A 25,801-nucleotide genomic window follows, 5' to 3' on the forward strand; every position below is an offset into this window, starting at 1 on the left:
CCTTTGGGACGCTGGAGATCCCGAGGCGGCGGATGATCGCGAGGATATGGTGATGACGGACCGTCAGAGGAATTCGTGGAGCGCACCGAGGCGTTCCGGCGGGAGCTGCTCGCGCACTGCTACCGCATGCTCGGCTCGGTGGACGAGGCCGAGGACCTCGTCCAGGAGACGTACCTGCGGGCATGGCGTTCGTACGGCACCTTCGAGGGCCGTTCCTCGCCGCGTACCTGGCTCTACCGCATCGCCACCAACGCCTGCCTGACCGCGCTCGAAGGGCGCACCAGGCGGGCGCTGCCCTCCGGTCTCGGCGGCCCCGCCGAAGATCCCGATGCCGTGCCGGGGGCGGCCGGCCCCGAGGTGGCCTGGCTGGGGCCGCTTCCGGACACCGTGGTGACCTTCGAGACCCAGGACCCGGCCGCGATCTTCACGGCGCGTGACAGCGTGCGGCTCGCGCTCGTCGCCGCCCTGCAATATCTGCCCGCCCGGCAACGCGCCATCCTCCTGCTCCGGGAGGTGCTGGGCTTCAGCGCCGCCGAGGTGGCGACCATGCTCGGCACCTCGGCCTCGGCGGTCAAGAGCGCGCTGCAACGAGCCCGCGCCCGGCTCGATGAGGGCGCCCTCTCTCCCGAGAACATCACCGAGCCCACCGAACCGCACGCCCGTGACCTGCTCGGCCAGTACATCGCCGGTTTCGAGAACGCCGATATCGCCGCCCTGGAGAAGGCGCTGTGCACCGACGCCGCCATCGAGCTGGTGGGCACGCGGACCTGGTTCTCCGGCAGGGTGACGTGCCTGCGCTACCTCGCGCACGTGATCGGCTCTCCCGGCGACTGGCTGATGACCCCCACCCGTGCCAACGGCCAGCCGGCCGCGGCCACCTACCACCGCACCGGCGACGGAACCCATCAGGCCCTCGGGGTCGCCGTCCTCACCGCCACCCCCACCGGGATCGCCCGCGTCACCGTTTTCCCCGGCGGCCCCGGCCTCGTGGCGAGATTCGGGCTGGACAAGGAGAAGACATGAACGCCGTGCCGTCCGAAGAGGAGTTCCTGGCCTACAACCAGGGCGTCATCAGCGAGTTCCGCGCCAATCACGGCGTGGTCAGCCGGCCGCCGTTCCCGATCCTGCTGCTGACCACGACCGGGGGACGGACGGGGCGGCGGACGACCGTGCCGCTCGGCTTCGCGGTCGACGACGAGGGGCGGGTGTTCGTGGTGGCCTCCAAGGCGGGAGCCCCACGGCACCCGGCCTGGTTCCACAACCTGCGGGCCGACCCGGCCGTGACGGTCCAACTCGGCGACGACTCCTATCAGGCACGGGCCGTCGTGACCACGGGGGAGGAGCGCGACCGGCTCTACCGCAAGGTCTCCGACGGCACCTCCGCGTACGAGAAGAACACCGACCGGGTGTTCCCGGTCGTCATCCTCGAAGGCGTTCCCGCTCCGGCTTGACCGACCCGTCCGCCCTGGCCAGGCACTCGCGGGTGGGCACGGCGCCGCGTGGCACCTCTAGGTGAGCAGCACCTGGTCGAGGACGTGATCACCGATGGCCGCCATGCCGGGATTGTCGGCCGAGTGGGCGGCCAGTGCGGTGCCCATGGCCAGGGCCCAGCCCCGGGCGCGCTCCCAGGTCACCTCGTCGGCGGACACGCGTGACCGGAAGACCTCGCGCGCGTCCTCGTCGAACACCAGCCACGCGGCGGCCAGGTCGGTGGCGGGATCACCGCTGGTGAGATCGCCGAAGTCCAGGACGGCCGCCAGCCCTTCCCGGTTGATCAGGAGGTTTCCCGGGTGCGGGTCGCCGTGGAGCCAGAGGGCGGGGCCCTGCCAGGGGCCGGGTATGCCGGGTCGTTTCCCTGCTTGGCGGGTGGCTAGATGTCGAGGACCAGTGCGCGGTGGTCCGAGATCTCCGGCTCGGCGAGGATCTCGAACCGCCTGACGGCGGCGACGTCGGAAACCAGCAGGTAGCTCGCGTGTCGCACCGGCTTGCGGTAGTGAGACGAGCGGGTGTCGGCCGTGCCGACCAGGTCGGTGAGACCGAGTTCGGCCAGCACTCCGAACGTTTCGCTGTCGGGCAGCAGGTTGAAGTCCCCGCAGACCACCACCAGGTCGCGAGGACCGCGTACCCGGCGTACGAGCTCCGCGAGCCGTTCGGCCTGCCGGCGCCGTGCCGGGGTGTCGCCCTTGCCCAGCGGGTCGCGCAGCCCGTGCACCTGCACGACCGACACCGACCGGCCGGTGGCGCGGTCGACGGTACGCACGGCCAGGGCGATACGGGGCCGGTCCGCGACCGTCCACTCGTCGTGGTCGGCGAACCGCCCGTGCACGAAGTCGGAGTCGACACCGCAGACCGGCAGGTGTTCACCGACCAAGGTAGCCAGACCGAAGTCCTGCCGGTGGCGGCCGCCCGCGCCGTCGTACACCGGACCGGAGTCGCTGGTCACGAAGTACGCCTGGTGGCGCGGCAGCGCGACGCGGACGTCATCCAACAGATCGGCACGTTGCGGCAGGGTGCGCTCACCGTCGTCGAAGCGCGTCCATCCGGTCAGCCCCGGGGTCCTCGTCACTTCCTGCAGGCAGACGATGTGCGCCCCGCTGCCGGGCAGCCAGGTGACGAGCTCGTCGGACAGCGCGCCGCCCCAGGCGTTCACACTCGCGATCCGCACGACGACACACCTGCCATCCCTCGCCCGAGCCCCGCACGCCGACCACCGCCCGCCACGGGCACCTGATCTTAGTCGCCGGAGCCGAAGCGACTGGAACAGGGGCACTGATCGACTCATGCGGCTTGCGGGCGAAATTGTGCGGGATCGGAATTAGTGCGCAATGCGCAAAATGCGGTAGTGTCGTGGCATGGGTACCGACGACGGCGGGCGCGGGGGACTGCGTGAACGCAAGAAGCAGGAGACCCGCATCGCGCTGAGCTGGGCCGCCATCCGCCTCACCGTCGAGCGCGGGCTGGAGAACGTCCGCGTGGAGGACATCGCCGCCGAGGCCGGCGTCTCTCCCCGTACCTTCAACAACTACTTCGCCAGCAAGGGCGAGGCGATCGCCGCCCGGCACCTCGAGCGCACCCGGTCGATCGCGGACGAACTGCGCGCCCAGCCGGCGTCCAAACCCCTGTGGGAGGCCATCAACGACGCGGCGCTGGCCCGGTTCGCGCTCGGCCAGGAAGGCGACGCCCGGCACACGCGCGACCAGCAGTGGGTCGCCGGCATCCGCCTGATGATCGCCGAACCGGCCCTGCAGGGCGAGATGATCAAGGCGGGTGCGGTCGCCGCGGCCGAGCTCGCCGCGGCGGTCGCCGAGCGCACCGGCACCGACGTGACCCGCGACATGTACCCCAAGCTGGTGGCGGGCGCGGTGGGAGCGGCCTTCACCGTGGTCACGGAGCACTGGCTGCTCGCCGACCCCCCCGTCCCGATCATGACGCTCCTGGACGACGCCCTGCGCCGGCTCGCCGCCGGACTGCCCGCACCCTGACCCCACCGCACCACCAAAGCGGATCCCTCCACATCCCTAGATATCCGGCGCACGCCGCGCGGCCGTCATGGCGGGCGGCCCCGGATCCATGTGCCATGCCCTTTTCCGCGCCGGATCGACGCGCCATGCCGTAAATCCCCGCCACAAGGAGGACCACCATGCCCGCCACCGCCCCCGAAGACGTCGTCATCGCCGGAGCAGGCCCCAACGGGCTGATGCTGGCCTGCGAGCTCAGCCTGGCCGGAGTACGGCCGCTGGTACTCGAGCGCCTGCCCGAACGCACCCAGGAGAACCGGGCCAACGGCCTGGTCGGCCAGGTGGTACGCATGCTCGACCGCCGGGGCCTGTACCAACGCCTCAGCGGCGGCACCGAACCACCCAGCCCCAGTCCCTCGTTCGTGTTCGGCGCGATGCCCCTGGACCTCCGCACCCTGGACGACAACCCGCTGTACGGGCTGCCGGTGCCGCAGCGCCGCGTCGAGCAGATGCTGGAGGAACGCGCCACCGAACTTGGCGTCCGGATCCGCCGGGGACACGAACTCACCGGGCTGTCGCAAGACGACCAGGGGGTCACCGCCGAGGTCACCGGCCCCGACGGCCCCTACCGGCTGCGCACCCGCTATCTGGTCGGAGCCGACGGCGGGCACAGCCTCACGCGCAAGCTGTCCGGCATCGGCTTCCCCGGCGTCACCACCGACGGCACCATCTCGCGCACCGCGCACGTCTCCATCCCGCCCGCGATGATCGACCCGGCAACCGGCGGCCTCGACGTACCCGGCTACGGGATCATCCCGCCGTTCATGCACCACCGCACCGAACGCGGCCTGTTCGTGTTCGCCCCCTTCCCCTCCGGCCCGCCCCTGCTCAGCACCACCGAATGGGACCCCGCTGACGACGGCGACCGGCCGCTGACCGTGGAGGAGCTACGGGAAAGCGTCCAGCGCGTGCTCGGAGCCGACCTCCCGCTCGGCCCGCCCCCAGGTCAGGGCCCTCACCTGCTGCGCCGCGGGGCCGGCCGCAACACCCGGCTGGCCGGCCGGTTCCGCGACCGCCGGGTGCTGCTGGCCGGCGACGCCGCCCACGTCCACTCCGCGATCGGCGGCCCCGGCCTCAACCTGGGCCTGCAGGACACGGTCAACCTCGGCTGGAAGCTCGCCGCCGAGATCCACGGCTGGGCCCCGCCCGGCCTGCTGGACAGCTACGAGACCGAACGGCGCCCCGCCGCCGAGCGCGTGGTCATGCACACCCAGGCACAGACCGCGCTCATCAAGCCCGGCGGTGAGATCACCGCGCTACGCGAGCTGTTCACGGAACTGCTCGCCGACCGGCACAACGTCCAGCACGTCGCCGACATGATGGCCGGCGCCGACATCCGCTACGACATGGGGATCGACGACCCGCACCCGCTGGTCGGGCGATGGGCCCCCGACCTGCTGCTGGACACCCCGACCGGCCACGTCCGGCTCGCCGGCCTCACCGCGACCGCCCGGCCGCTGCTGCTGGACCTGACCGAGGACGCCTCACCGGCCAAGGAGGCGGCGGCCTGGCACGATCGGGTCGACACCCTCACCACGCGCTGCCTGGACCCCAACCCCCCGGCCACCGCCCTGCTGCTCCGCCCGGACGGCTACATCGCCTGGGCCTCGGCCGCCCCCCGCCCCACCCCCCACGAGCGCGACACCCTCCACGCGGCCCTGACCCGATGGTTCGGCGCGACCGGCTGACCAAGACGCCACGCCCAGCGGCGGCCGGGTTGGAAGGGTTTGGCAGCGGTGTCTTCATGCCCCGGGCGGTCGGGTGACCGGTAGCACGACCCGTGAGACCGACAGGTCGATCGTCCGGTGTGACGGCAGCATCCTCGTCGAGGTGGCCGGGTCGTCGCCCGTCCCCAGGTTCCGCTCCCAGCGCGGATGCGACCCGCCCGCGACGACCAGCCGAATCCTGTTGCCGCGCGCGAACCGGTGCGCGACGGCGTCGAGCTCCACCCGGACCACGCCCTGGGGCGCCGAAGGGCCGAGCCGGACGAACCCGTCGCCGACGTTGCGTGAGCGGCCCCGGGCGTCCACTTCCGACACGCGTACGAACAGGTCGGCGAAGGGGTTGTCGGAACCGTGGCCCAGTTCCACGACCGGGCTGCCGACGACCTCGACCTCGGTGGTCAATGGGTCCGACGTGAACGCCAGCACGTCGGGACGCGAGGCGAGCGCGCTGTCATCGGTGTAGCCCGCGGTCACTCCGGGGGAGACCTGCGTGACGAACGCTCCACCGTACGTGGGGGTCGGCCGGGCCGGGTCGTAGGTGAACCCGGTCACTTCTCCCGTGCCGGCCGGTCGGGCGGCCAGGAGTCCGCCGGAGCGGGGATACAGGATCCGCTCGTCCGTCACCGGCGGCCAGCGGGGGAGATCGCGCCAGCCCTCGTTCCCACCGCTGACGAACACCTTGACCGGCATGGCGCGGTGCCGGGCACCGGATCCGGCCAGATGCTCGTCGAACCAGGCGAGGGCCTCGGGAAGCAGGACGCGGGCACCCTCGGCACCCCCCTGGGCATGCGTCCACGGGCCCATGGTGAGTCCGGCGTCGACCCCCCGATCGGCCAGCCGCGTGTACCCCGCCAGCGTCTGGCGGAGGAAGCCGTCCTGCCAGCCGCCCTGGATCAACACAGGGACGCGCACCCGATCCAGCGCTTCACTCAGGTCGGCGCGCTTCCACCATGGGTCGCCCAGATCCCGCCGGCCGACCCACTCGCGGTACCAGGGCGCCTTCCCGTCCATCAGCTTCTCGGCGGCGCCGGTCAGGGGAAGCGCCGCCAGGGCCTTCCTGATACGGCCCCGGGACGAGAGGACCGCGAACATGCGCGGCAGGATGGGCTTGTCCTGCTTGGTCGTGACGAACGACCATTCGACCATCGTGCTGAGCAGGAACGCCCCGCCGGTGTAGACGAACGCGCCGAAGTCGTGCGGCGCGCAGGCGATGACCGCGGTCGCCAGTTCTGGAGGCGGGTCCACCAGCGACGCCCACGCGGCGAAGCCGACAGATGAGTAGCCGTGGGCGGCGAAGCGCCCGTCGAACCACGGCCGCTCGCGCATCCAGGCGACGATGTCGGCCGCGTCGTCGACATCCCGCATGTGCGGCTCGAAGGTCCCTCCCGATCCGAACGTCCCCCGGCACCGGACCAGCACGACCCGATAGCCACGGCAGGCGAACATCCCGCCCGTCATCGCCGCGCCGACCATGTTGTAGCCGTAAGGCGAGGTGACGAGAATGGTTCCTGACGCCGTCCCCTCCGGCTCCAGGAGATCCGCCAGCAGCTCGACGCCGTCCCTCATCGGGATCCGCACGTCGCGGGTCACGCTGTAGTCGTTCCTCGAAGCGGGCAGCCGGGCGTACTTCGTCCACAGCAGGTCGGCGAGCCGTCGCCCGAGCGTCCGATCCCTGGCTCGTTGGTTCATCTCTCCTCCACACCACAACTTCCGTCGCCTCGCTTGGCACACAGTAACACCAACTTTCAATAATCACTGAAAGTTCATGCCACTGCGGTACTCTTGCGACGAGATGATCGAAGGGAGCGCCGTGCGCGAAGACGAGATGTTGGAAGCGAGTGTCGTGCGCGAGAACAAGATGGACGAGCTCGGCAAATTCGTCGAACGCTTCGCCTCCACCCTCGCCGACGCCGGCTTCCCCCGCCTCGCCGCCCGCGTCTTCGCGACCCTCCTGGCCAGCGAGAGCGGCCGGATGACCGCGACCGAACTCGCGGAACGCCTGCACGCCAGCACCGGCGGGGTCTCGGGCGCCGTCCGCTACCTGGTCCAGATCCGCCTCATCCGCACAGAACGGGACCCGGGAACGCGCCGCCACGCCTACGTCGTGGACGGCTCGTGGTACGAGTCCACGTTCCTCGCGAACCCGTTCCTCGAAAAAGGCGAGGCCGACCTGCGAGAAGGCATCGCCGTCCTGGGCGACTCACCAGCGGCCGACCGGCTGAACGAGACGCTCGAACTCATCCAGTTCCTCAGGGACGAGACCCGCGCGATGATGCGCCGCTGGCACGCCCGCAAGGCGGCACCGCGAACACGGTGACTCATCTTTCCCAGAGAGGCCGAGCACGGCGACCGCCACGGGAATGGTCCGGCGCACCATGGTGTCTCAGAGCACGGACGCTCCGCCCCGCGTCTGACGGAGAGATCAGAGCCCGCTTCCGCGCTTTTAGGAATAGCGGGGTTTCGGTCAACCGGCAGGGTCGGTGAGGTGGTAGCGGGCGGTGGTGAGGGCCACGTCGATGTCGATACCGAGTTCGCGGACCGTGGCCGCGTAGGCGCGGGCGGCGTCGGTGAGGCGGGCGGTGCGCTCGGTTTCGAGGACCGCGGGGATGTCGCGCACGACGGTGCCCTGGCCCGCCCGGCCACGCAGGTAACCCGCGGCCTCCAGTTCGCGGTAAGCGCGAGCGACCGTCCCCGCTGCCAGGCCGAGGTCGCGGGCGAGTTGCCGAATGCTCGGGAGGCGAGCGCCGACCGCCAGCTTCCCGGTACGGATCAGCGCGGCGATCTGGGTCCTGAGCTGCTCGTACGGCGGAGTGGCCGCGTCCGGATCGATCTCAACGATCACGCCGGGACCTTCGTGGCGGGGCGCGGCCGGGTCCGGATGCCGAACCAGGAGTACAGCGCCGCCAGCAGCATCGCGCAAGCCAGCACGTTCATGACCCAGTTGTAAGGCTCAGGGGCGTCGAGGTCGAGCAGCATGGCCCACATCGCGTCGAGGGCCGCCAGGCACATCAGGGCCAGCGACGCCCCGCTGATGGTCTGCAGCGAGCTCGCCCGGATCCCGTCGTCGGCCTCGCCGAGGTCGGCGGCGCGCACCGGCCGGGGGCGCATGACGATGAACCGGCACGCCAGCCACAGGACGGCCGTGGCCAGCACGATGCCCGCCAGGTCGAGGATCACCTGGGACGATGGCACCTTGGCCTGCGCGGCTTTGGGCCACACCTGGTAGAGCCAGGTATGAACGCCCAGCGCCGCGACGATGAGAACCGGACCCCAGCGCGCTCCCCAGGTCAGGCGGTCACCGGGTCTGCGCACCACGAGGGAGGCTCGGCGCCGGCCTTCGGGCATCGGCAAGGGCGCCCCGACCTCGGCGGCTATCGCACCGACCAGGTATCCGGCGACGCCCAGGAAGTAGTGGTAGCCGCTGGAGGTGAGCACGCCGGCCGCGAGCCAGCCGATCGCCCCGCCCCCGGCCCGCCATCTGCTTGTTCTGGCCAGGTAGGCCGAGAGAACCGGTCTGGTACCGCGAGTGAGGGTGACGTCGTATTCGGTGGCGAACCGGGCGACCCGCCTCCCGGACACCGGCCGGAAACCGATCAGCAACACCAGGACGGGTACGACCAGCAGTCCGACGAGCTTGGCCGTCATCGGTGACATGGCACGCCTCCCTTGCCCACCAATGTACCAATGCGCCGATACATTTGATACGTCGAATCCGACGTTGGAATCGCCCAGCCGTGGCAACTCGCGAAGACCCCCCACGCCGAAGTCGCCCGGGCCCACGTATGATGATGAATGCTTCATGGTAAAGTCACGGCGCGGACGGCGCGTGGTCGCGGGTGCGGCCCCTGCTCAGCGACGCCACCCCCGAGTACGGCGGCACCTCGTTCGTGGAGACCTTCCTGTTCGACGGGGACGACCGTCACCCGGCCACCGCGAAAGCGGTCGGTGGCGGGTCGCTGTTCGTGTTCGACCCGAATGCGAGCTGGAAGAGGATCGATGTCCACCGGGAGGGCGACAGGACCCTGCACGCCTACCTGACGCTGTCCAAGCCGCTGGACTGGTTCGCCGGCATCGACTTCACCGATCCCGCCGCGGCGACCGCCCGGATCGCGCGGGAGGTCGACGGCTGGGCCCCCGAACTGGCCGCGCTGATCACCGGCAGTGACACCGGCCCGGTCCACCGCCCCCACTACGCGCTGCCGGTCGAGCACCGATGGGACAGGGTGGCGGGGGTGACCCTGCTCGGTGACGCCGCCCACCTGCAGCCCCCGAACGGCGAGGGCGCCAACCTGGCCATGCAGGACGGCGCCGAACTCGGCGCGGCCATCGCCGCGCACCCCGGCGACATCGAGGCCGCGCTCACCGAATACGAGCAGGCGATGTTCCCCCGCAGCGCCGCGGCCGCGGCCCAGGGCGCCGCCTTCAACAAGGTACTTCTGGGCGACAACGCGCCCCAGAATCTGATCGGCATACTCACCGGGTCATACCAGTGGTCGGAGTGAGGGCCGGGAGGTCTCACCGGGGATGTGAACGGTGACCGGGCGGCTCCGGGCGTTCCTCTTCCGCCAAGTGGCTTCACGGTAAAGTCACTTGGCGACGAGTACATGGCCGAGCGGGAACGCGGCGACAGGTCGCGATCCGCGCCCAGGAGAAGGGATCCTCGCTTTGACGGAAGGAACGTATCGCGAGGGCATGCCCCAAGGGGACCGCGTCATCGACGCGATGCGGGTCTACTCCGCCGACTATTCCGAGATGACGCACCATTTCGCTCGGTGGCTCGGGGTGCACACCGCGGACGCGGCCGCGTTCGCCGAGATCCTTTCCGCGCAGCGGGCGGGCGCGCCCCTGACCCCGATCAAGCTGTCCAAGAGAATCGGGCTGACGTCGGGTGCGACCGCGACCCTTCTCAATCGCCTCGAAGGCGCCGGGCTGGTCGCACGCTCCCGCGAACACAGCGACCGCCGGCGGGTGACCCTCCGCGCCACACCTGGCAGCGGCCGCGACGCGAGCGTCGTCTTCGAGCCGGTCGCCGAACGAGTGGGCGCCATGATGAACGAGTATCCCGCCGAGTTCCTCAAGGACGTCGAGTCGTTCCTCGACCACCTCCATTCCGTCCTGCGGGAAGCGATCCGGACGCTGCAGGAAACGGCACCGAAGTAGTGGGCGGGCGTCGCCTCAGCCGAGGTCGGACGTTGAGCGTGCCCCCTGGGTGCGCAGCCAGGTGGCGAGGTCGTCGGCGCCCGCGCGCAGCGCGGCGTCCAGCGGTGTGAGGTCGTCGTAGCCGACCCAGTTGACGTCCCCGCCACGCTCCAGGAAGAACCGCGCGGCCTCGCGCTGACCGCCGTGGCAGGAGGACCACAGGCCGTGGGTGATCTCCTCGGCGCCCGGCTGCCGCTCACCGGTGAAATGGGCGGTCACGCGATCCATCAGGCCGAGGGTCGCCGACTCCCACAGCGTGGTGGTGGCCCCCCGTTCGACCAGGCGGCGGGCGGCGTTCCACTGGCCGAACGCGCACGCGTCCGTGATCGCGGTGCCACCGGTGCCAATGCACGATCCGGGCGCCTCGATTTCCGCGCCGGCGTCCAGGAGCGCGTCCAGGACCGGGACGTCGTCACTGCTGGCCGCCCAGTGCAGCGGCGTCTCGGTGTGACCGCCCTCGAACGGGGCGTTCGGATCCGCGCCCGCCTCGACCAGCGCGGCCACGGTCTGCGGGCCGTTCGGATAATGGCCGGGCCAGTCGGTCACCACATGCAGCAAGGTCCGTGACATGCCGCCCTGATCCCCGAACCGGGCGGTCGCCAGCCCCGGATGCTCCCGCAGCAGGCGTCCCAGCCGTTCGACGTCGCCGTCGTGAACCGCGCCGATCGCCGCGACGGCGACCGGGTCCTCCGTGCCCAGATAAGCCATGCCCGACATCCTCCCGCCCCGTAACGATCTTTGGTCGGCGCAGCTGTTATCGTGACCAACTCGATCGAGGGGGAGAGACCAGCACATGACATCGAGCACGTTCCGCATCGGGGGTGAGCGCAGCGTGCGGCGGCTCGGGTTCGGTGCCATGCACCTGCCGACCGCACCCGGACCGGCTCGGGACGCCGCCATCGCCGTGGCCCGGCGCGCCGTCGACCTGGGTGTCACGCTGATCGACACCGCGCACCTGTACGGGTGGGGCGCCAACGAGGAGCTCCTCGCCGAGGCGCTGTACCCCTATCCGGACGACCTGCTCATCGCGACGAAGGTCGGGGTCGCGCCGCCCGACCCCCCGCACGACGCGGCGATCTGCGGGCGGCCGGACTTCCTGCGGGACCAGGTCGAGCAGGGCCGGCTCCGGGTCGACCGGCTCGAACTGCTCCAATTGCATCGCGTCGACCCGGAGGTGCCGCTCGCCGACCAGCTGGGGACGCTGCGCGAACTCCAGGTCCAGGGCTCGATCGGCCACATCGGACTGTCCGAGGTCACCGTCGCCGAGCTCGAAGAGGCGCGGAAGATCATCGACGTCGCGAGCGTGCAGAACCGCTACAACCTGCTCGATCGCGAGCACGAGGCCGTGCTCGACGCCTGTGACGCGGCGGGGATCGCCTTCCTGCCCTGGCGGCCCGTCCACCCCGCGGTGTCGCAGGCGACGACCGAGATCGTCGCCGTGGCCGCCGAACTCGGCGCCACGGCGGCGCAGGTCTCGCTCGCGTGGCTGCTCGGCCGTTCGCCGGTCGTGCTGCCGATTCCGGGCACCGGCACGATCGGCCACCTGGAGGAGAACGTCGCCGCGGCGAGCCTGCGGCTGAGCGGCGACCAGTGGCGGCGGCTCGACCGGATCCAGCCGCGACGGGCCTTCCCGAGCACGGCCTGACGCGGGCACCGCCGGCCGGATCGGGTGCGGTGGTCAGGGACGGCGGGCGGTGACGATCCAGGCGCTGGAGTCGAAGTACACGCCGTCGCCGGTGGAGTGGGCGGCGAGGGTGGCGCGGAGCCGTGTGCGCGCCCGCTCGGCCGCCGCGGTGTCGAGGGTGGCGATCAGGTCGCCGTACTCCCGGAGCAGGAGCACGTTGTCGAAGGCGGCCGCGGTGTCCGGGCCGTAGAAAACGGGCTCGTGCACGTCGGTGAAGCTCACGTCGGTGAAGCCCGCCGCCGCCAGGATGCCTTCCGTGACGGCCGGGTCGGCGAGCGAGAACGGGCCTGGACCACCGGTGGGAGGGGCGGGTGCGGCGGCGGTGAGGCTCCGGCGGATCGCGGAGGCCCATTCGTTGCGGTCGCGATCTCGCCAGACCAGCAGCACGAGGCGCGCTCCGGGACGCAGAGCGCGCCCGATGTTGGTGAACGCGGCGACCGGGTCGGCGAAGAACATCGCCCCGAACCTGCTGACGCACACGTCGAAACGCGCCGACGGGAAAGGGTGGACCTGAGCGTCCGCCTGCCGGTAGGTGATGTTGGACAGCCCCTCGTCGTCGCTGAGCCGGCGGGCCCGTTCGAGCATCGGACCGGAGAGGTCGACGCCCACCACGCTCCCGGCGGCGGCCGCGCGAGCGGCCTCGCGCGTGGTCTGGCCCGTACCGCAGCCGATGTCGAGCACACGGTCGCGCGGGCCGACGCGGGCGGCGGCACGGAAGAGTTCGTTGTGCCGCCGCAGCTCCGCGTCGTAGTCGAACACGCCGGTGGGCCTGGTCCGGTGAGGCCGCGTCCGGGTGCCCTGCCGGTCGGACGGCACCGTCTCCGGATCCTTGCGATACCGGGCCGCGTAGCCCGCCAGCAGGTCCGCCACCTCCTTGGGGCGGCTGAGCGCGACGCAGTGGCCGCCCGCGATCTCGTCGGGGACGATGCCCAGGCGCTCGGGCACCAGCCGGCGGAAGAAGCCGGGCGGGAAGAAGCGGTCCTCGGCGCAGAGCACGAACCTCGTCGGCACGTCCGGCCACGCGTCCAGCGGCCACGGGGCGGCCGACGCGGCCGTGGACGGATGGGCGCGCTGCCTGCCCATCGCCTCCTCGGCCAGCTCCCGGGGCACGTCGTGGTAGAAGCTCACGAACGGATCCGCGTCGCCGGTCAGGCCGCCGTCGCGCCCGGCCTGCTCCGCCACCGCGCTCCGGTAGCCGGTGCGTGCCCACCACTCGTCCGGCGGCTCACCCGGCGACGGGATCATGCCGGCCAGCAGGACCAGCACGTCGACGGGCAGCCGGTCGGCGACCAGCGGGGCGGTGAACGCCCCGAACGAGTGGCCCACGACGACCAGGTCCCGCCTGTCACCGACGGCCTCGACCACGACGTCGGCGTAGTCCGTCAAAGTCTTCGACTCGTCGTCACCCGGAAGGTCGGGGGCCAGCACGTCGTGCCCACGCGCTCGTAGTTCGGCCGCCACCAGGTGCCAGGACCATCCGGTGTCTCCCGCGCCGTGGATCAATACGAACGTGCTCATCGGACTCTCCTTCGATCGGTGGGACCCGGATTCGCCGGGCGGAACTCGGAGCGCACGACGACGGCGACCGCGAGCACCACGACCACGCCGCCGGCGAGGGTCGGCACCGTCACCGGTTCGGCGAGGGTCAGCCATCCCAGGCAGACGGCCACCAGCGGATTGACGTACGCGTACGTGGCCGCCAGCGAGGTCGCCGCCGACTGCAGCAGCCAGATGTAGGCGGAGAACGCCAGGACCGAGCCGAACAGGACCAGGTAGCCCCACGCCGCCCAGGCTCCGGCGGAGTAGGCGAGCGGGTCGAAGCGCTCGCCACCGGCCAGCCCGATGACCGTCAGCGCTCCGCCACCGGCGAGCATCTCGTAGACCGTGACCACGAACGGGTCACGCGGCAGCTCGATCCGAGGCTGGTACCACGAGCCGAACGCCCACGACAGGCCGGCGAGGAGGACGACCGCCATGGTCCAGACCGGAAAGGCGCCACCGAGACCGTTCGCGGCGACCACCACGACCAGGCCGCCGAACCCCATCGCCACGCCCGCCACCGTCCGGCCGGCGGGGCGTTCGCCCGACAGGACCCGGTAGCAGATCACCCACAGCGGCACCGCCGCGATCAGCAACGCCGTGATCCCCGACGGGGCCCCGCCGTACTCGGCGAGGGTCACCAGGCCCTGGCCCATCACGACCAGCAGGAGCCCGATCCGCGCGCATCCCAGCAGCTCCCGGCGGGTCACGGCCAGCCGGCCCGGGCCGCCGCGCACCACGAGCGCCCCGGCCACCAGCACGCCGGCCGTCAGGAAGCGGACCCCGGCGCTCACCAGGGGTGGCATCTCCTCGACCATGATGCGGATCGCGAGGTAGGTCGAGCCCCAGACGACGTAGACGATCGCCAGGGCGGTCCCGACGAGCAGGAGCGGGCTCCGGGCCTTGGCCGGTGTAACGGTGGTCACTGTCATGCCCGCCACGTTAGGAGCCCGGGCGCCATCGTGAAAAGCGATTGTTCCCGATCGACTCGATCGCCAGAAACGATGGCTTGGCCGTACTCTGGGACCCGTGAACGATCTCGAACTGCGGCACCTGGCCGCGATGGCCGCCGTCACCGAGGAGGGCTCGTTCGGCCGGGCGGCGGCCCGCCTCGGCTACACCCAGTCGACCGTGAGCCAGCAGATCGCCGCGTTGGAGAGGTCCGTCGGCGGCCCGGTGTTCGACCGGCCGGGCGGGCCGAGACCGGTACGGATCACACCGCTCGGCGCCGTCGTCCTCGAACACGGGCGCGAGCTGCTGGCGAAGGCGGTGGCCCTGGCCGAGGCCGTGGACCGGTTCCAGGCGGGCGACGGCCGGATCGACATCGGCACCCTGCAGAGCGTGTCCTCGGTGATCCTGCCGGTCGTCGTACGCCGGTTGCGCGACGAGCATCCCGGCTGCGACATCCGGCTGTCCGAGGAGGAGCCGGAGGCGCCGCAGATCGGCGATCTCGACCTGCTGTTCTACGACGGCCCCCTCGGCGGCGACGTCGAGCACGTCAAGCTGCTCGACGATCCGTACCTGCTGGTGGCCGGGCGCGGCACCTTCTCCGGGCGTTCCGTCCCGCTGGACCGGCTGGACGGCGCACCGCTGGTGGCCTGGCCGGCGACCTGCGACCAGCCCAGGATGGAGGAGGCGTTCACCCGGGCGGGCGTGAACCCGAAGGTCGTCTTCCGCACGGCGGGCAACGAGACGCTGCTGTCGATGGTGCGGGCCGGGATGGGGTCGGCGGTGCTGCCGTGGCTCGCCGTCCACGCCGCCGGCGCCGAGCACGACGACCGGCTCCGCGTCCACGAGCTGCGACCGGCCATACCCCCGCGCGAGATCTGCCTGCACTGGCGGGCCGGCCGCACCCACTCTCCCTTGGCGGCCCGGGCCATCGAGATCGCCGTCGAGGCCGCGTCCGGCCTGGCCGGCGAACTGGCCCTGGAGCACTCCGTCCCGTGAGCGGGCCGACGGTCATCGCGGCCGTCCCGTGAGCAGGGGGATGGTCACCGCGACCGTCCCATGAGCAGGGCGACGGTCACCCCAGTCCGCCGCGCACCCGCTGCTCGGCGAGCAGCCTGGCCGCGAACGCGGGTGTGCTCTGGTGGGCCCGGGCCGTCTGGAAGACCTGCCGGAGTGTGGCGGCGATGCCCTGGATGCGTTCGGTCAGCCGTTCCTCCGGCTCCTGACGCAGTTCCACGCCGATGGCGTGGATGACCCCTCCGGCGCTGACGACCACATCGGGCGCCCACAGGATGCCCCGTGCCGCCAGGAGGTCGCCGGTGGCCGGTTCGTCGAGCTGGTTGTTGGCCGGGCCGGCGACGGCGGCGCACCGCAGCGACGGCACCGTGCCGGCGGTCAGCAGTCCGCCGAGGGCGGCGGGGATGAGGACGTCGACCTCCATCGTGAGGGCGTCGCCTGGATCCACCCAGGTCGCGCCCAGTTCCGTGGCCAGGCCGCGTTTGGCCGGGTCGACGTCGGTGACGACGAGCCGCGCGCCGGCCTGGTCCAGGAGCCGGGCCACCTGGCCGCCGACCGCGCCGAGGCCGATCACCCCGAAGGTCCTCCCGGCGAGCTCCGGTGAGCCGAAGGCCTCCTCGGCCACCGCGCCGAGTGCCGCGAGGGTGCCGCGCGCGGTGTGCAGGGAGGAGTCGCCGCTGCCGCCGTCCTCGACGGGCCGGCAGCAGGCGTGCGTGGTGCGTTCGCCGATCACGGACATGTCGGCGGGGCCGCTTCCCACGTCCGGGCCGGTGATGTAGCGGCCGCCGAGCGACTCGATCGCGTCGCCGAGGTCGTGGAGCAGCGCCGTGCGCTCCGCGCCGGCCGGCCGGCCCGGGGCCGGGAGCGCGACGACCGTCTTCCCGCCGCCGTGGTCCAGTCCGGCCAGCGCGTTCTTCTCGGTCATCGCCGCCGACAGCCGCAGCACGTCCGTGATCGCGGCGGCAGGGTCGGCGTAATAGGCGATCCGGCACCCGCCGGCCGCCGGGCCGAGAGCGGTCGAATGGATCGCGATGCTGATCGCCAGTCCGCTGCGACGGCCGCGGACGATCTGGATCAACTCGTGCGAGAAGTTCGGGACATTGACGGACAGAGTTTGCTCAAGTGCGGCGGTCATGGCGCGAAGCTAGCAGTCATGACAACGCCCACTATGATCGGCCGAATTTAATTCGATCTGGATGCCATACTCGCCCCATGGACGAACTTGATTCGGCGATCCTCCGGCATCTGCAGCGCGATGCGCGGCAGACCAACCGCGACCTCGCCCGCACCCTCGGCATCGCCCCCTCGACCTGCCTCGAACGCATCCGCGTGCTGCGCGCCCGCAAGGTCATCCGCGGGTACCACGCCGACGTCGACCCGGCCGCCCTGAACCGCCACGTCCAGGCGCTGATCCACTTCCAGATCCGCCCCTTCAGCCGGGCGATCATCGAGGCGTTCAAGGCCTATGCCGCCGGCCTGCCCGAGGTCAGCACGGTCTACGTCGTCACCGGCGGCGACGACATGATCGTGCACGTTTCCACGCCGAGCGTGGACTACCTCCATGGCTTCCTCATGGACAAGTTCACCGAGCGCCGCGAGGTCGTCGGATTCCGCACCTCCGTGATCTACCAGCACACCCACAACCAGGTCCTCGAACCCCTCACCCCCTGAGGTGGGACCGGGAAGCCGGGGTGGTCGCGGGGAGTTCCACGGTGACGTGGAGCCCGCCGGCCGGGCGCGGGGTGAGCGTGAGCCTTCCGCCGTGCGCCTGGGTGATGGACTTGACGATCGCCAGGCCGAGCCCGACGCCCGGGTGGCCGGTGTGGACGCGCCCGGTGCCGCGCTGGAACGGCTCGGTGAACGTCGAGGCGAGCCGAGGGGAGATGGTCTCGCCGGTGTTCTCGACCGTGAGCACCACACTGGTGGGGCGGACGCCGGTGGTCACCCACACGAAGCCCCGCTCAGGCAGATTGTGGACGATCGCGTTCTGCACGAGGTTCGTGGTCAGCTGCAGCAGGAGCGCCGGCGACCCGATCGCCGGGGTGATGTCGCCGCGGGTCTCGATGGTGACGCCGTGCTTCTCCGCGAGGGGCAGGAGCGTTTCGGTGGCCTCCTCCGCCAGCAGGGACAGGTCGACGTGTTCCCGGGTGAAGGACCGCTGCTCGGCGCGGCTGAGCAGGAGCAGTGCCTCGGTGAGGTCGATCGCGCGGGTGTTGACGGCGTGCAGGCGGTCGATGACCTCGCCGGCGTCGTGGTCAGGATCGGTGCGGGCCACGTCGATAAGCGCCTTCGAGATCGCCAGCGGGGTCCGCAACTCGTGCGAGGCGTTGGCCGCGAAACGCCGCTGTTCGGCGACGTGCGCCTCGAGCCGGGCGAGCATGGTGTCGAAGGCGTCGGCGAGTTCGCGGAACTCGTCCTCGCGGCCCGGTAGCCGGATCCGGTGGGAGAGCGATCCGTTGGTGGCCATGCGTGTGGCGTTGGTGATCCGGGTCAGCGGGGCGAGCATGTGACCGGCGACGATCCATCCGCCCAGGAGACCGAACACCAGCAGGAACGCCAGTACCACGGCCGTCGCCGGGCCGTAGGCGTGCAGGATGACGTAGCGGACGGGCACGAATTCACCGGGGCGGTGTGAGACGACGTCGACGTCGCGCAGGAGGTACACCCACACGGTGGCGAGCAGCAGGGCGCCCGCGACCATGAGGAACCCGGCGTAGCTGAGCGTGAGTTTGAGGCGGACGCTCAGCCCGGGCTCCCTATCCACGGTCTTCTCCCGTACGCCCGGTGCCGGGTGCCGTGTCGATGCGGTAGCCGACGCCGGCGACGGTGGCGATGATCCACGGTTCGCCGAGACGCTTGCGCAGTGCCGAGACGGTGATGCGCACGGCGTTGGTGAACGGGTCGGCGTTCTCGTCCCACGCGCGTTCCAGGAGCTCTTCGGCGCTGACGACACCGCCCTCGGAGGCGACCAGGACCTCCAGCACCGCGAACTGCTTCCTGGTCAGCGCGACGTAGCGGCCGTCCCGGTAGACCTCGCGGCGGAACGGGTCGAGGCGCAGGCCCGCGATCTCCCGCACGGGAGGCCTGTTGTGGGCGCGCCTGCGGTCCAGCGCCCGCAGCCGCATGACGAGCTCCCGGAACTCGAACGGTTTGGTGAGGTAGTCGTCGGCTCCGAGCCCGAACCCGGTGGCCTTGTCGTCGAGCCGGTCGGCGGCGGTGAGCATGAGGATGGGCATGCCGCTGCCGGAGGCGACGATGCGTCCGGCGATCTCGTCACCGGAGGGTCCGGGGATGTCGCGGTCGAGGACGGCGATGTCGTAGGCGTTGACGCTCAGCAGCTCCACGGCGGTGTCGCCGTCACCGGCGATGTCGGCGGCGATCGCCTCCAGGCGCAGGCCATCGCGAATGGCCTCCGCCAGAAAAGGCTCGTCCTCGACGATCAGCACGCGCACGCTCTCGATGCTATGAGCAGGCGCATATCGTCGGCATATCCAAAACCCCATACGCCCCGGCAACACCACACTGCCTTGACTGGCAGCATGCCTCACCTCCCGAAGACAGCACGAAAGGCGCCCCGCACGATCTACTGGATCACCGGCACCGGCCTGACCGTCGTCATGGCATTGGGCGGCGCGGCCCTCGGCTACCAGGCGCGGAATCCCTCGCCCTCCCTGGCGGCGTCGTGGTCCGCCTCCGCCGTGGCGCCTCTGGATGTTCCACGCAGGGAGCAGCGCGCCACGCCCGGCAGGAACACTCCTCGCCGTGAGCCCCCTGGCGCGGTCGGCGAGGCCGACGGTGTCGTCCCCGACGGGGTGACGGTCTTCGACGACGCGGTTCCGGCCGTGGCCCGCCTCGATCCGGATCTCCTGAAGGCCCTGCGCCGGGCCGCGACGGACGCCGCGAACGACGGTATCGAATTCTTCGTCAACAGCGGCTGGCGTTCCCCGGCGTACCAGGATCGGCTTCTTCGCGAGGCGGCCGCCGAATACGGATCGGAGAAGGCGGCGGCCCGGTGGGTGGCCACCGCGGCGACCTCACTCCACGTGAAAGGAAAGGCCGTCGACATCGGGAAGTCCGATGCGACGGCTTGGCTGTCCGGCCATGGTGCGCGGTACGGGCTGTGCCCGGTCTACCGGAACGAACCGTGGCACTACGAGCTGCGGGCCGGCGCGATCGATCGTGGGTGCCCGCGAATGTACGCCGACCCGACCGAGGACCCGAGGATGCGGTAGTGAGCAGTACTTTTCGCAACAGCGACACCGACAGTGAGCGAGGACGGCCGATGGCGCGGGTGGACACGGCGGAGACCGGGCAGGACGGCGGCGGCCGTGACACCTGCCCGGCGACCTGGCGCGCGGGCGTCCGCCGGGCGATCCGCGCCGCCACCCGGCCGGGGCCCTGGAAGCGCGGCCTGGTCCTCGCGGCGCTGGCAGTGCTGCTGGGCCTGGTCATGCTGCTGCACGCGGAGATCCCCAACCGGATCGGGAACCTCGGCAGCCTGGTGGAGACCTTCCTGCCGTGGTTCGGCCTGTTCGTCCCGGTGCTGCTGGCCGGGGCGCTGTGGCGCCGCTCCGCCGCCGCGGTGGCCGCGCTGCTGCTGCCGGTCGTGGTGTGGGCGTCCCTCTTCGGCGGGCGGCTCGCCGACAGGTCCCACCCGGGCGGCGACCTCGTCGTGGCCGCTCACAACGTCGGCGCCGCCAACCCCGACCCCGCCGGCACGGCCCGTGACCTGGCCGCCTCCGGGGCGGACGTGCTGGCGCTGGAGGAACTGGTCCCGCAGACCACCGGCACGTACGAGAAGGAACTCGCGAGAACCTACCCGCACCACACGGTGCTCGGCACGGTCGGGCTGTGGAGCAAACTGCCGCTGTCGGACACCCGGCTGATCGACATCATGAACTTCGGGCCGGCGGCGAAGACCATTCCGGCCGACGAGAAGATCGCCCCGAACCGGGCGCTGCGCACCACGGTCGCCACCGCCCATGGGCCACTGGCGGTGTACGTGGCCCACCTCGGGTCCGTACGGGTGAATCCCGCGGCGGGCTTCTGGACGGCCTCGCGGAACATCGGCGTGCAGGCGATCGGCGAGGCCATCGCCGCCGAGAGGACCACGCGGGTGGTGTTGCTCGGCGACCTGAACGGAACCATGGACGACCGCGCGTTCGACGATCTCACCGCACGGCTGCTCCCGGCCCAGGAGGCGGCCGGGGACGGCTTCGGCTTCACCTGGCCGGCGGCCTTCCCGGTGGTACGGGCCGACGCGATCCTGGTCCGCGGCGTGCGGCCGGAGCGGTCGTGGGTGCTGCCGGCCACCGGCAGCGACCACCTGCCGGTGGCCGCCGCGATCAGCTGGTGAGCACCCGCCCTCCTCGTGCCGCCTCCGGCGGCGGCACGAGGCCGCGTCACGCCACGGCGGTTCCTTCGAGCTCGACGATCAGGTCGGGGATCGCCAGCCGTGCCACCCCGAGCATCGTGGTGGGCGGTGCCACCCCGGCGGCGCCCAGCCGCGACGCCAGCACCCCGTAGTGCTGGAAGAGCAGGTCGACGTCGGTGGTGTGGACGTTGAGCCTGACGAGGTTCGCGAGGGACATGCCGGCCCCGCCGAGCACGGCCTCCAGGTTGTCCAGGCTCAGCGCCAGCTGCGCCGCCATGTCACCGGCGTGCTCGGGCTTGCCGTCGCCGCTCATCGCGGTCTGCCCGGCGCAGTACAGGGTCCGGGTGTGCCCGGAGACGACCTCGCCCTGGTTGTACCCCAGCTCCACCGACCACGCCCACGGGTTGACGGCCGTTCGCTCCATGGCCACATCAGCTCCTTCGTCGACAATCCATCGGCCCTGGTGGCCGTGATGATCAGCCTCCCGGCAAATCACGACATCCTGTGTCGTGTATTCCTCTAGGGTTTCCGCATGCGCGCCGACCGGCTGGTCTCGCTGGTGCTGCTGCTGCGGCGGCACGGCCGGATGTCCGCGGTCGCGCTGGCCGGCGAGCTGGAGGTCTCCACCCGCACCGTGCTGCGCGACATCGAGGCGCTGTCCGCGGCCGGCGTCCCGGTCTACGCCGAACGCGGCCGGCACGGCGGTTTCGAGCTGCTGCCCGGTTTCCGTACCGAGCTCACCGGGCTGAACCACGACGAGGCCCTCGCCCTGCTGGTCGCCGGATCACGGCGCGGCGCGCAGGCGTTCGGCCTCGGCTCGGCGCTCGCGTCGGCGATGCTCAAGGTGGTCGACGCGCTGCCCGACAGCTATCGGGACACCGCGGCCGGCGCGTCCGAGCGGCTGCTCGTCGACCCGGAGACCGATCTGCTCTCGCGCCGGCTGGTCGCCGAGGAGGCGCCCGACACCGTCGTGGCCGAGGTCCTGCGCGCGGTGCTCGCCGGGCACAAGCTGCGCATCCACTACGCGGCCGTGGACCAGACCCCGAAGTGGCGGACGGTGGACCCGATCGGGCTGGTCACCGTACGCGAGCGGAGCTACCTGCTGGCCACGAGGTCCGGCGCGGACCGCACCTACCGGTTGTCCCGGATCCTGGCCGCCCAGGCGCTCGCCGAACCCGCCCAGCGGCCCGACCGGGTCGATCTGGACCGGGCCTGGCGGGAACGGAGCACGCGGTTCAGGGCCGGCGGCGACCAGGTCACCGTGCTGGTACGGGTGCACCCGGCTCGGCGGGAGGACCTGGTGGGCACCGCGCTGGCCGTCCTGGCCGAAGAGGCCGGCCCGGACGGCCGGCTGCGGATGGAGGTGACCTTCCAGGATCGGAGACACGCCGAATGGGCGCTGTGGCAGCTCTCCACGAACGCGGAGGCCCTGGCCCCGCAGTGGTTGCGCGACGCCCTGCGCGACCGCGCCGCCGCGATCGCCGCCCGCTACGCGGCGCCGTCCTGAAAGCATGTGGTCATCTGAAGGCGGCGATGTTGCGGACCGCCCATTCGGCGTACGCGCGGGGCGTGCGGCCGAGGACCCGTTCGACGTCGGGGCTGATCAGCCGCTCGGCGGGGGTGGGCTCGCCGATGATGTCAAGGGTGGTCTCGACCACGGGCTCGGGCATGAACCGCAGCATCTGCGCGCGGGCCTCCTCGCGGGTCTGCTGGATGAACCGGATCGGCTCGCCGAGCGCGTCGCCGATCTCCTCGGCTCGTTGCCGGGGCGTGCTGAGGGCGGGCCCGGTCAACTCGTACACCTGCCCGGCGTGACCGTCCTCGCGCAGGGCCGCCGCGGCGACCTCGCCGATGTCGGCCGGGTCGACGAGCGGCAGCCCGGTGTCGCCGAACGGTGCGGCGGCCGTGCGGTGGGTGCGGATCGTCTCGGCCCACGCGAAGGTGTTGGAGGCGAAGCCACCGGGCCGCAGGATCGTCCAGTCCATGCCCGACCGCCGGATGGCGTCCTCGATGGACCGTCCCACGCGCCCGTGGGAGGACGACCCCGGTCGGGTCGCGACTCCTTGGGAGGACAGCAGGACGACCCGTCGGACGCCGCCGGCCTTCGCGGCGTCGAGGAGGCCCTGGGGGTTCAGCAGGTGCGCGCCGGCACCGCCGTCGTGGAGGAACACCGCGTCGGCGCCGTCGAGAACGGGCCGGAGGCTCTCGGCGTCGGCCAGGTCCGCCTGGCGGTGCCGGACGCCCTCGGGCACCGCCACGCCCGAGGCTCCCCGGGACACCGCCGTCACCCGCTCACCGGCTGCCGCGAGTGCCTGTACGAGCGGCCGGCCGACGTTGCCGGTGGCTCCCGTTACTACGATCATGAACGTCCCCTTTGATCAGTCATGCCGGAGCTTTCCCCGGTCGAGTTAGTTGACTGACTTAGGTGCGACCATAGCCAGCCTGACCGGCCGTTGTCTATGGTTAGTTAGGTGACCGACTTGAAAAAGAGCGATCGGCCCCCGGCCATCGCGAAGCGGGGCAAACGGGAGCGACTGACCGCCGCCGCCGTGCGGATGCTGCACGAGCAGGGCGTGGAGAAGACGACGCTCGCCGACATCGCACAGGCGGCCGACGTCCCCGTGGGCAACGTCTACTACTACTTCAAGACCAAGGACGACCTGGTCGAGGCGGCCATCGGCGCGCACGCGCAGGGCCTCCAGGCGATGATCGCCTCACTCGACGAGCTCCCTGCTCCGCAGGACCGGCTGAAGTCACTCATCGGCGGCTGGGTGCGGCAGCGCGACCTCGCCGCCCGGTACGGCTGCCCCACCGGGACCCTGGCCTCGGAGCTCGACAAACGCGCCGACGGTCTCGACCGCACCGTGGCCGAGGTCATGCAGGGCCTGATCGACTGGGCCGAGCGGCAGTTCCGTTCGATGGGCCGGAGCGACTCCCGCGACCTCGCGGTCGCCCTGATCGCCGCCTACCAGGGGATCTCGCTGCTCACCAACACCTTCCGCGACCCCGAGCTCATGACCCGCGAAGGCGACCGGCTGGCACGCTGGATCGACTCGCTCGGCCGGCCGTCAGGAGATCCCGGCGGCCCTGGGTAGACCTTCACCTCTCCATCGTGGCGAACGTCCTCGTCATACGGCCCCGGGGTAAATGGGAAGACGCATCGCGCCGCGGGCTAGTACGATGAACGTCGTAGTTCGCATCGACGTCGGGGGTCGTCCGGGTGGTACCCGCGAGCCTGATCGGACGATGCCGGGCAGGGCCCAGAGCGTCACTCCGATGGGGAGAAGCCATGGATGTGGTCACCTTCGCGAAGGTCCCGGTGGACGAGCGGTTCGCCTTCTGGCGCGAGATGAGCGCGAAGATGTGGATGCCGCTGGACGCCCACTGCGAACCGGGTACGGAGAGCGCGTTTCAGGCTCAGGTCGCCCTCAACGGGCTCGGCCCCGTTCAGGCGACGGTGCTGACCGCGCCGTCGCTGACGATCCGGCGCACGCCCCGGCTGATCCGCCGGTCCGACCCCGAGACCCTCTTCGTGACCTGCACCGTCCGCGGGCACGCCATCGGGGAGCAGGCCGACCGGCAGGCGGAGCTGCGTGTCGGAGACCTGATGCTCCGTGATAGCTCGCACCCCTACCTGACCAGGTTCGGGTCCACGGACCCCGCGGGCGGCCAGGTGCTGTCGCTGCAGTTCCCGCGCTCGTCGCTGCCGTTACCCGAGCGGGGCCTGCGGGAGCTCAGCGCGCTCCGCATCCGGGGCGACCGGGGCATCGGCGCGCTGGCCTCGCAGTACCTGCTCCAGCTGGTCCGGCGGCTCGGGGAGTTCAGCCCGGACGAGGCGATGCGGGTCTCCACCCTGACCCTCGACGTCCTGACCGCCGCGCTGGCCGGCGCACTGGACGCCAACAGCGCGGTACCGCCGGGCAGCCGGCGGCGCGCGCTGCTCGCCCAGATCCACGCCTTCGTCCAGGCGAACCTGGGCGATGCCCAGCTGACCCCGGCCGCGATCGCCGCGGCCCACCACATCTCGGTGAGCTACCTGCACCAGCTGTTCCGCGACGAGGAGCACACCGTCGCCGGCTGGATCCGCGAACGCCGCCTGGAACGGTGCCGGCGCGACCTGGCCGAGCCGTGGCTGGCCGCCCGCACGATCACCGCGATCGCGGCCCGGTGGGGCTTCACCAACCTCCAGCACTTCAGCCAGGCCTTCCGCGGTGCCTACGGTCTGTCCCCACGGCAGTACCGGCAGCAGTGCGCCGCCGTGCGCCTGCCGGCCGTGCGGGAGGATCGGTCCGATCCCCCCGCACGGCCGGTCGATCTCGCGATCGAGTGGTCCCGGCCGTCACCGGACTAGCGGATGCGGTACCCGCTGACCCAGTCGCCGATCGAGCTGTAGCCGGTTCTGTCGACGACGATCGCGCCCCCGGTGCAGTTGGAGTTGTCCCACAGCTCCACCAGGCGGCTGCTCTCGGTACGGGCGGAATTGATGGTGTCGTTCCAGCCGGAGCCGACGTAGTAGCACTGGCCAACGTTCCCGTCGAGCCAGGTGTTCGGGCCCGAGAAGCCCGTTTCCGCGAATACGTGGACGCCACGGACCGCCGCCGCCTGACGGGCGGTGCCGGCGGAGGACGCCTGGGCCGAACCGGTGGCCAGTGCGGGCACCAGCACGGCCGCGGCGGCGAGGGCGCCGAGAAACCTCAGCTTGGCGGCCCTCACGAAGATCCTCCGCTGCCGGGGAAGGCGGGAGGCGAAGTCCACCTGCGTTCGCTGCGACATGAGCAGTTCTCCTTTCGAATCGTTC

General features: G+C 71.5%; 28 protein-coding genes and 1 pseudogene. 15 read left to right on the forward strand and 14 right to left on the reverse strand.

The features are described 5' to 3' along the window. Positions 1-75 precede the first annotated feature (75 nt). Both NYZ98_RS26480 and NYZ98_RS26485 read left to right on the forward strand, forming a co-directional pair. On the forward strand, positions 76-1,023 hold the full coding sequence (locus NYZ98_RS26480) for an RNA polymerase subunit sigma-70 (protein WP_262846086.1): 948 nt from the start codon (positions 76-78) through the stop codon (positions 1,021-1,023). Then, entirely contained in the window at positions 1,020-1,451 is a 432-nt protein-coding gene (locus NYZ98_RS26485) for a nitroreductase family deazaflavin-dependent oxidoreductase (protein WP_262846088.1), read from the forward strand. The genes NYZ98_RS26480 and NYZ98_RS26485 overlap by 4 nt, the downstream gene beginning before the upstream one ends. 57 nt (positions 1,452-1,508) lie before the next feature. Here NYZ98_RS26485 and NYZ98_RS26490 read toward each other — a convergent pair. Next, positions 1,509-1,931 (reverse strand): annotated as a pseudogene (locus NYZ98_RS26490) (phosphotransferase); the annotation flags it as partial. After that, on the reverse strand, positions 1,871-2,665 hold the full coding sequence (locus NYZ98_RS26495; protein WP_323802298.1) for an endonuclease/exonuclease/phosphatase family protein: 795 nt from the start codon (positions 2,663-2,665) through the stop codon (positions 1,871-1,873). The pseudogene NYZ98_RS26490 and the gene NYZ98_RS26495, both read right to left, overlap by 61 nt. A 187-nt stretch (positions 2,666-2,852) precedes the next feature. Here NYZ98_RS26495 and NYZ98_RS26500 point away from each other — a divergent pair, with 187 nt between their 5' ends. Both NYZ98_RS26500 and NYZ98_RS26505 read left to right on the forward strand, forming a co-directional pair. Beyond that, positions 2,853-3,482: an acyl-CoA-like ligand-binding transcription factor gene (locus NYZ98_RS26500; RefSeq protein WP_262846090.1), complete on the forward strand. Its 630-nt coding sequence runs from the start codon at positions 2,853-2,855 to the stop codon at positions 3,480-3,482. Between the two features lie 158 nt (positions 3,483-3,640). Next, positions 3,641-5,206: an FAD-dependent monooxygenase gene (locus NYZ98_RS26505; protein ID WP_262846091.1), complete on the forward strand. Its 1,566-nt coding sequence runs from the start codon at positions 3,641-3,643 to the stop codon at positions 5,204-5,206. Positions 5,207-5,260: 54 nt separating this feature from the next. On the opposite strand, the gene NYZ98_RS26510 is transcribed toward NYZ98_RS26505, so the two are convergent. After that, complete coding sequence (locus NYZ98_RS26510) at positions 5,261-6,931, reverse strand: CocE/NonD family hydrolase (RefSeq protein WP_262846093.1); 1,671 nt, start codon at positions 6,929-6,931, stop codon at positions 5,261-5,263. Between the two features lie 103 nt (positions 6,932-7,034). Between NYZ98_RS26510 and NYZ98_RS26515 the strand changes: the two genes are divergently transcribed. After that, positions 7,035-7,559 (forward strand): GbsR/MarR family transcriptional regulator, encoded by a 525-nt coding sequence (locus NYZ98_RS26515; protein ID WP_262846095.1) that lies wholly within the window; start codon positions 7,035-7,037, stop codon positions 7,557-7,559. A gap of 147 nt (positions 7,560-7,706) precedes the next feature. On the opposite strand, the gene NYZ98_RS26520 is transcribed toward NYZ98_RS26515, so the two are convergent. Together NYZ98_RS26520 and NYZ98_RS26525 are read right to left on the reverse strand one after the other, a co-directional pair. Then, positions 7,707-8,084 carry a GntR family transcriptional regulator gene (locus NYZ98_RS26520; protein ID WP_262846097.1) on the reverse strand — a complete coding sequence of 126 codons (378 nt, stop codon included), beginning with the start codon at positions 8,082-8,084 and terminating at the stop codon, positions 7,707-7,709. Then, entirely contained in the window at positions 8,081-8,896 is an 816-nt protein-coding gene (locus NYZ98_RS26525; RefSeq protein WP_262846100.1) for a hypothetical protein, read from the reverse strand. The genes NYZ98_RS26520 and NYZ98_RS26525 overlap by 4 nt, the downstream gene beginning before the upstream one ends. Before the next feature lie 182 nt (positions 8,897-9,078). Between NYZ98_RS26525 and NYZ98_RS26530 the strand changes: the two genes are divergently transcribed. Both NYZ98_RS26530 and NYZ98_RS26535 read left to right on the forward strand, forming a co-directional pair. Next, positions 9,079-9,744, forward strand: coding sequence for an FAD-dependent oxidoreductase (locus NYZ98_RS26530; RefSeq protein WP_262846102.1), 666 nt, complete (start codon positions 9,079-9,081; stop codon positions 9,742-9,744). Positions 9,745-9,934: 190 nt separating this feature from the next. Then, the gene (locus NYZ98_RS26535; protein ID WP_262846104.1) at positions 9,935-10,402 is read left to right on the forward strand and encodes a MarR family transcriptional regulator; all 468 of its coding nucleotides are present in this window, start codon (positions 9,935-9,937) and stop codon (positions 10,400-10,402) included. Positions 10,403-10,417: 15 nt separating this feature from the next. Here NYZ98_RS26535 and NYZ98_RS26540 read toward each other — a convergent pair whose 3' ends face one another. Then, on the reverse strand, positions 10,418-11,149 hold the full coding sequence (locus NYZ98_RS26540) for an ankyrin repeat domain-containing protein (protein ID WP_262846106.1): 732 nt from the start codon (positions 11,147-11,149) through the stop codon (positions 10,418-10,420). 85 nt (positions 11,150-11,234) lie between these two features. Here NYZ98_RS26540 and NYZ98_RS26545 point away from each other — a divergent pair, with 85 nt between their 5' ends. Beyond that, positions 11,235-12,086, forward strand: a complete 852-nt coding sequence (locus tag NYZ98_RS26545) for an aldo/keto reductase (RefSeq protein WP_262846108.1) — start codon at positions 11,235-11,237, stop codon at positions 12,084-12,086. Between the two features lie 33 nt (positions 12,087-12,119). Here NYZ98_RS26545 and NYZ98_RS26550 read toward each other — a convergent pair whose 3' ends face one another. Then, complete coding sequence (locus tag NYZ98_RS26550) at positions 12,120-13,643, reverse strand: alpha/beta fold hydrolase (RefSeq protein ID WP_262846109.1); 1,524 nt, start codon at positions 13,641-13,643, stop codon at positions 12,120-12,122. Further along, a complete protein-coding gene (locus tag NYZ98_RS26555) occupies positions 13,640-14,596 on the reverse strand; it encodes an EamA family transporter (RefSeq protein ID WP_262846110.1) in 957 nt (318 codons plus the stop codon). The genes NYZ98_RS26550 and NYZ98_RS26555 overlap by 4 nt, the downstream gene beginning before the upstream one ends. Positions 14,597-14,693: 97 nt before the next feature. Between NYZ98_RS26555 and NYZ98_RS26560 the strand changes: the two genes are divergently transcribed. Beyond that, positions 14,694-15,611 (forward strand): LysR family transcriptional regulator, encoded by a 918-nt coding sequence (locus tag NYZ98_RS26560; RefSeq protein WP_262846112.1) that lies wholly within the window; start codon positions 14,694-14,696, stop codon positions 15,609-15,611. A 76-nt stretch (positions 15,612-15,687) separates the two neighbouring features. On the opposite strand, the gene NYZ98_RS26565 is transcribed toward NYZ98_RS26560, so the two are convergent. Further along, positions 15,688-16,764, reverse strand: a complete 1,077-nt coding sequence (locus NYZ98_RS26565) for a Glu/Leu/Phe/Val dehydrogenase dimerization domain-containing protein (protein ID WP_262846117.1) — start codon at positions 16,762-16,764, stop codon at positions 15,688-15,690. Positions 16,765-16,841: 77 nt separating this feature from the next. Here NYZ98_RS26565 and NYZ98_RS26570 point away from each other — a divergent pair, with 77 nt between their 5' ends. Further along, positions 16,842-17,300 carry an Lrp/AsnC family transcriptional regulator gene (locus NYZ98_RS26570; RefSeq protein ID WP_262846122.1) on the forward strand — a complete coding sequence of 153 codons (459 nt, stop codon included), beginning with the start codon at positions 16,842-16,844 and terminating at the stop codon, positions 17,298-17,300. Here the strand turns inward: NYZ98_RS26570 and NYZ98_RS26575 are convergent. Both NYZ98_RS26575 and NYZ98_RS26580 read right to left on the reverse strand, forming a co-directional pair. Continuing rightward, on the reverse strand, positions 17,290-18,393 hold the full coding sequence (locus NYZ98_RS26575) for a sensor histidine kinase (protein WP_262846127.1): 1,104 nt from the start codon (positions 18,391-18,393) through the stop codon (positions 17,290-17,292). The genes NYZ98_RS26570 and NYZ98_RS26575 overlap by 11 nt on opposite strands. Continuing rightward, positions 18,386-19,081 carry a response regulator transcription factor gene (locus tag NYZ98_RS26580; protein ID WP_262846129.1) on the reverse strand — a complete coding sequence of 232 codons (696 nt, stop codon included), beginning with the start codon at positions 19,079-19,081 and terminating at the stop codon, positions 18,386-18,388. Before NYZ98_RS26580 ends, NYZ98_RS26575 begins: the two co-directional genes overlap by 8 nt. An 87-nt stretch (positions 19,082-19,168) precedes the next feature. On the opposite strand from NYZ98_RS26580, the gene NYZ98_RS26585 reads away from it, so the two are divergent. Together NYZ98_RS26585 and NYZ98_RS26590 are read left to right on the forward strand one after the other, a co-directional pair. Further along, the gene (locus tag NYZ98_RS26585; protein WP_262846131.1) at positions 19,169-19,861 is read left to right on the forward strand and encodes a M15 family metallopeptidase; all 693 of its coding nucleotides are present in this window, start codon (positions 19,169-19,171) and stop codon (positions 19,859-19,861) included. A 50-nt stretch (positions 19,862-19,911) separates the two neighbouring features. Further along, entirely contained in the window at positions 19,912-20,985 is a 1,074-nt protein-coding gene (locus NYZ98_RS26590; protein ID WP_380708651.1) for an endonuclease/exonuclease/phosphatase family protein, read from the forward strand. A gap of 46 nt (positions 20,986-21,031) precedes the next feature. On the opposite strand, the gene NYZ98_RS26595 is transcribed toward NYZ98_RS26590, so the two are convergent. Further along, positions 21,032-21,427, reverse strand: a complete 396-nt coding sequence (locus tag NYZ98_RS26595; RefSeq protein WP_262846240.1) for a RidA family protein — start codon at positions 21,425-21,427, stop codon at positions 21,032-21,034. A 108-nt stretch (positions 21,428-21,535) separates the two neighbouring features. On the opposite strand from NYZ98_RS26595, the gene NYZ98_RS26600 reads away from it, so the two are divergent. Then, positions 21,536-22,510, forward strand: coding sequence for a helix-turn-helix transcriptional regulator (locus NYZ98_RS26600; protein WP_262846135.1), 975 nt, complete (start codon positions 21,536-21,538; stop codon positions 22,508-22,510). A gap of 10 nt (positions 22,511-22,520) precedes the next feature. Here the strand turns inward: NYZ98_RS26600 and NYZ98_RS26605 are convergent, their stop codons facing one another. Further along, on the reverse strand, positions 22,521-23,366 hold the full coding sequence (locus NYZ98_RS26605) for an NAD(P)H-binding protein (RefSeq protein ID WP_262846137.1): 846 nt from the start codon (positions 23,364-23,366) through the stop codon (positions 22,521-22,523). Between the two features lie 108 nt (positions 23,367-23,474). Between NYZ98_RS26605 and NYZ98_RS26610 the strand changes: the two genes are divergently transcribed. Next, positions 23,475-24,098: a TetR/AcrR family transcriptional regulator gene (locus NYZ98_RS26610; protein ID WP_262846139.1), complete on the forward strand. Its 624-nt coding sequence runs from the start codon at positions 23,475-23,477 to the stop codon at positions 24,096-24,098. Between the two features lie 194 nt (positions 24,099-24,292). Further along, entirely contained in the window at positions 24,293-25,354 is a 1,062-nt protein-coding gene (locus NYZ98_RS26615; protein WP_262846141.1) for a helix-turn-helix domain-containing protein, read from the forward strand. Here the strand turns inward: NYZ98_RS26615 and NYZ98_RS26620 are convergent. Then, positions 25,351-25,776, reverse strand: a complete 426-nt coding sequence (locus NYZ98_RS26620) for a peptidase inhibitor family I36 protein (protein ID WP_262846143.1) — start codon at positions 25,774-25,776, stop codon at positions 25,351-25,353. The two genes, NYZ98_RS26615 and NYZ98_RS26620, sit on opposite strands and share 4 nt — an antisense overlap. Positions 25,777-25,801: the final 25 nt, after the last annotated feature.

The sequence above is a fragment of the Sphaerisporangium corydalis genome (genome assembly GCF_025506355.1).
Taxonomy (GTDB): domain Bacteria; phylum Actinomycetota; class Actinomycetes; order Streptosporangiales; family Streptosporangiaceae; genus Sphaerisporangium; species Sphaerisporangium corydalis.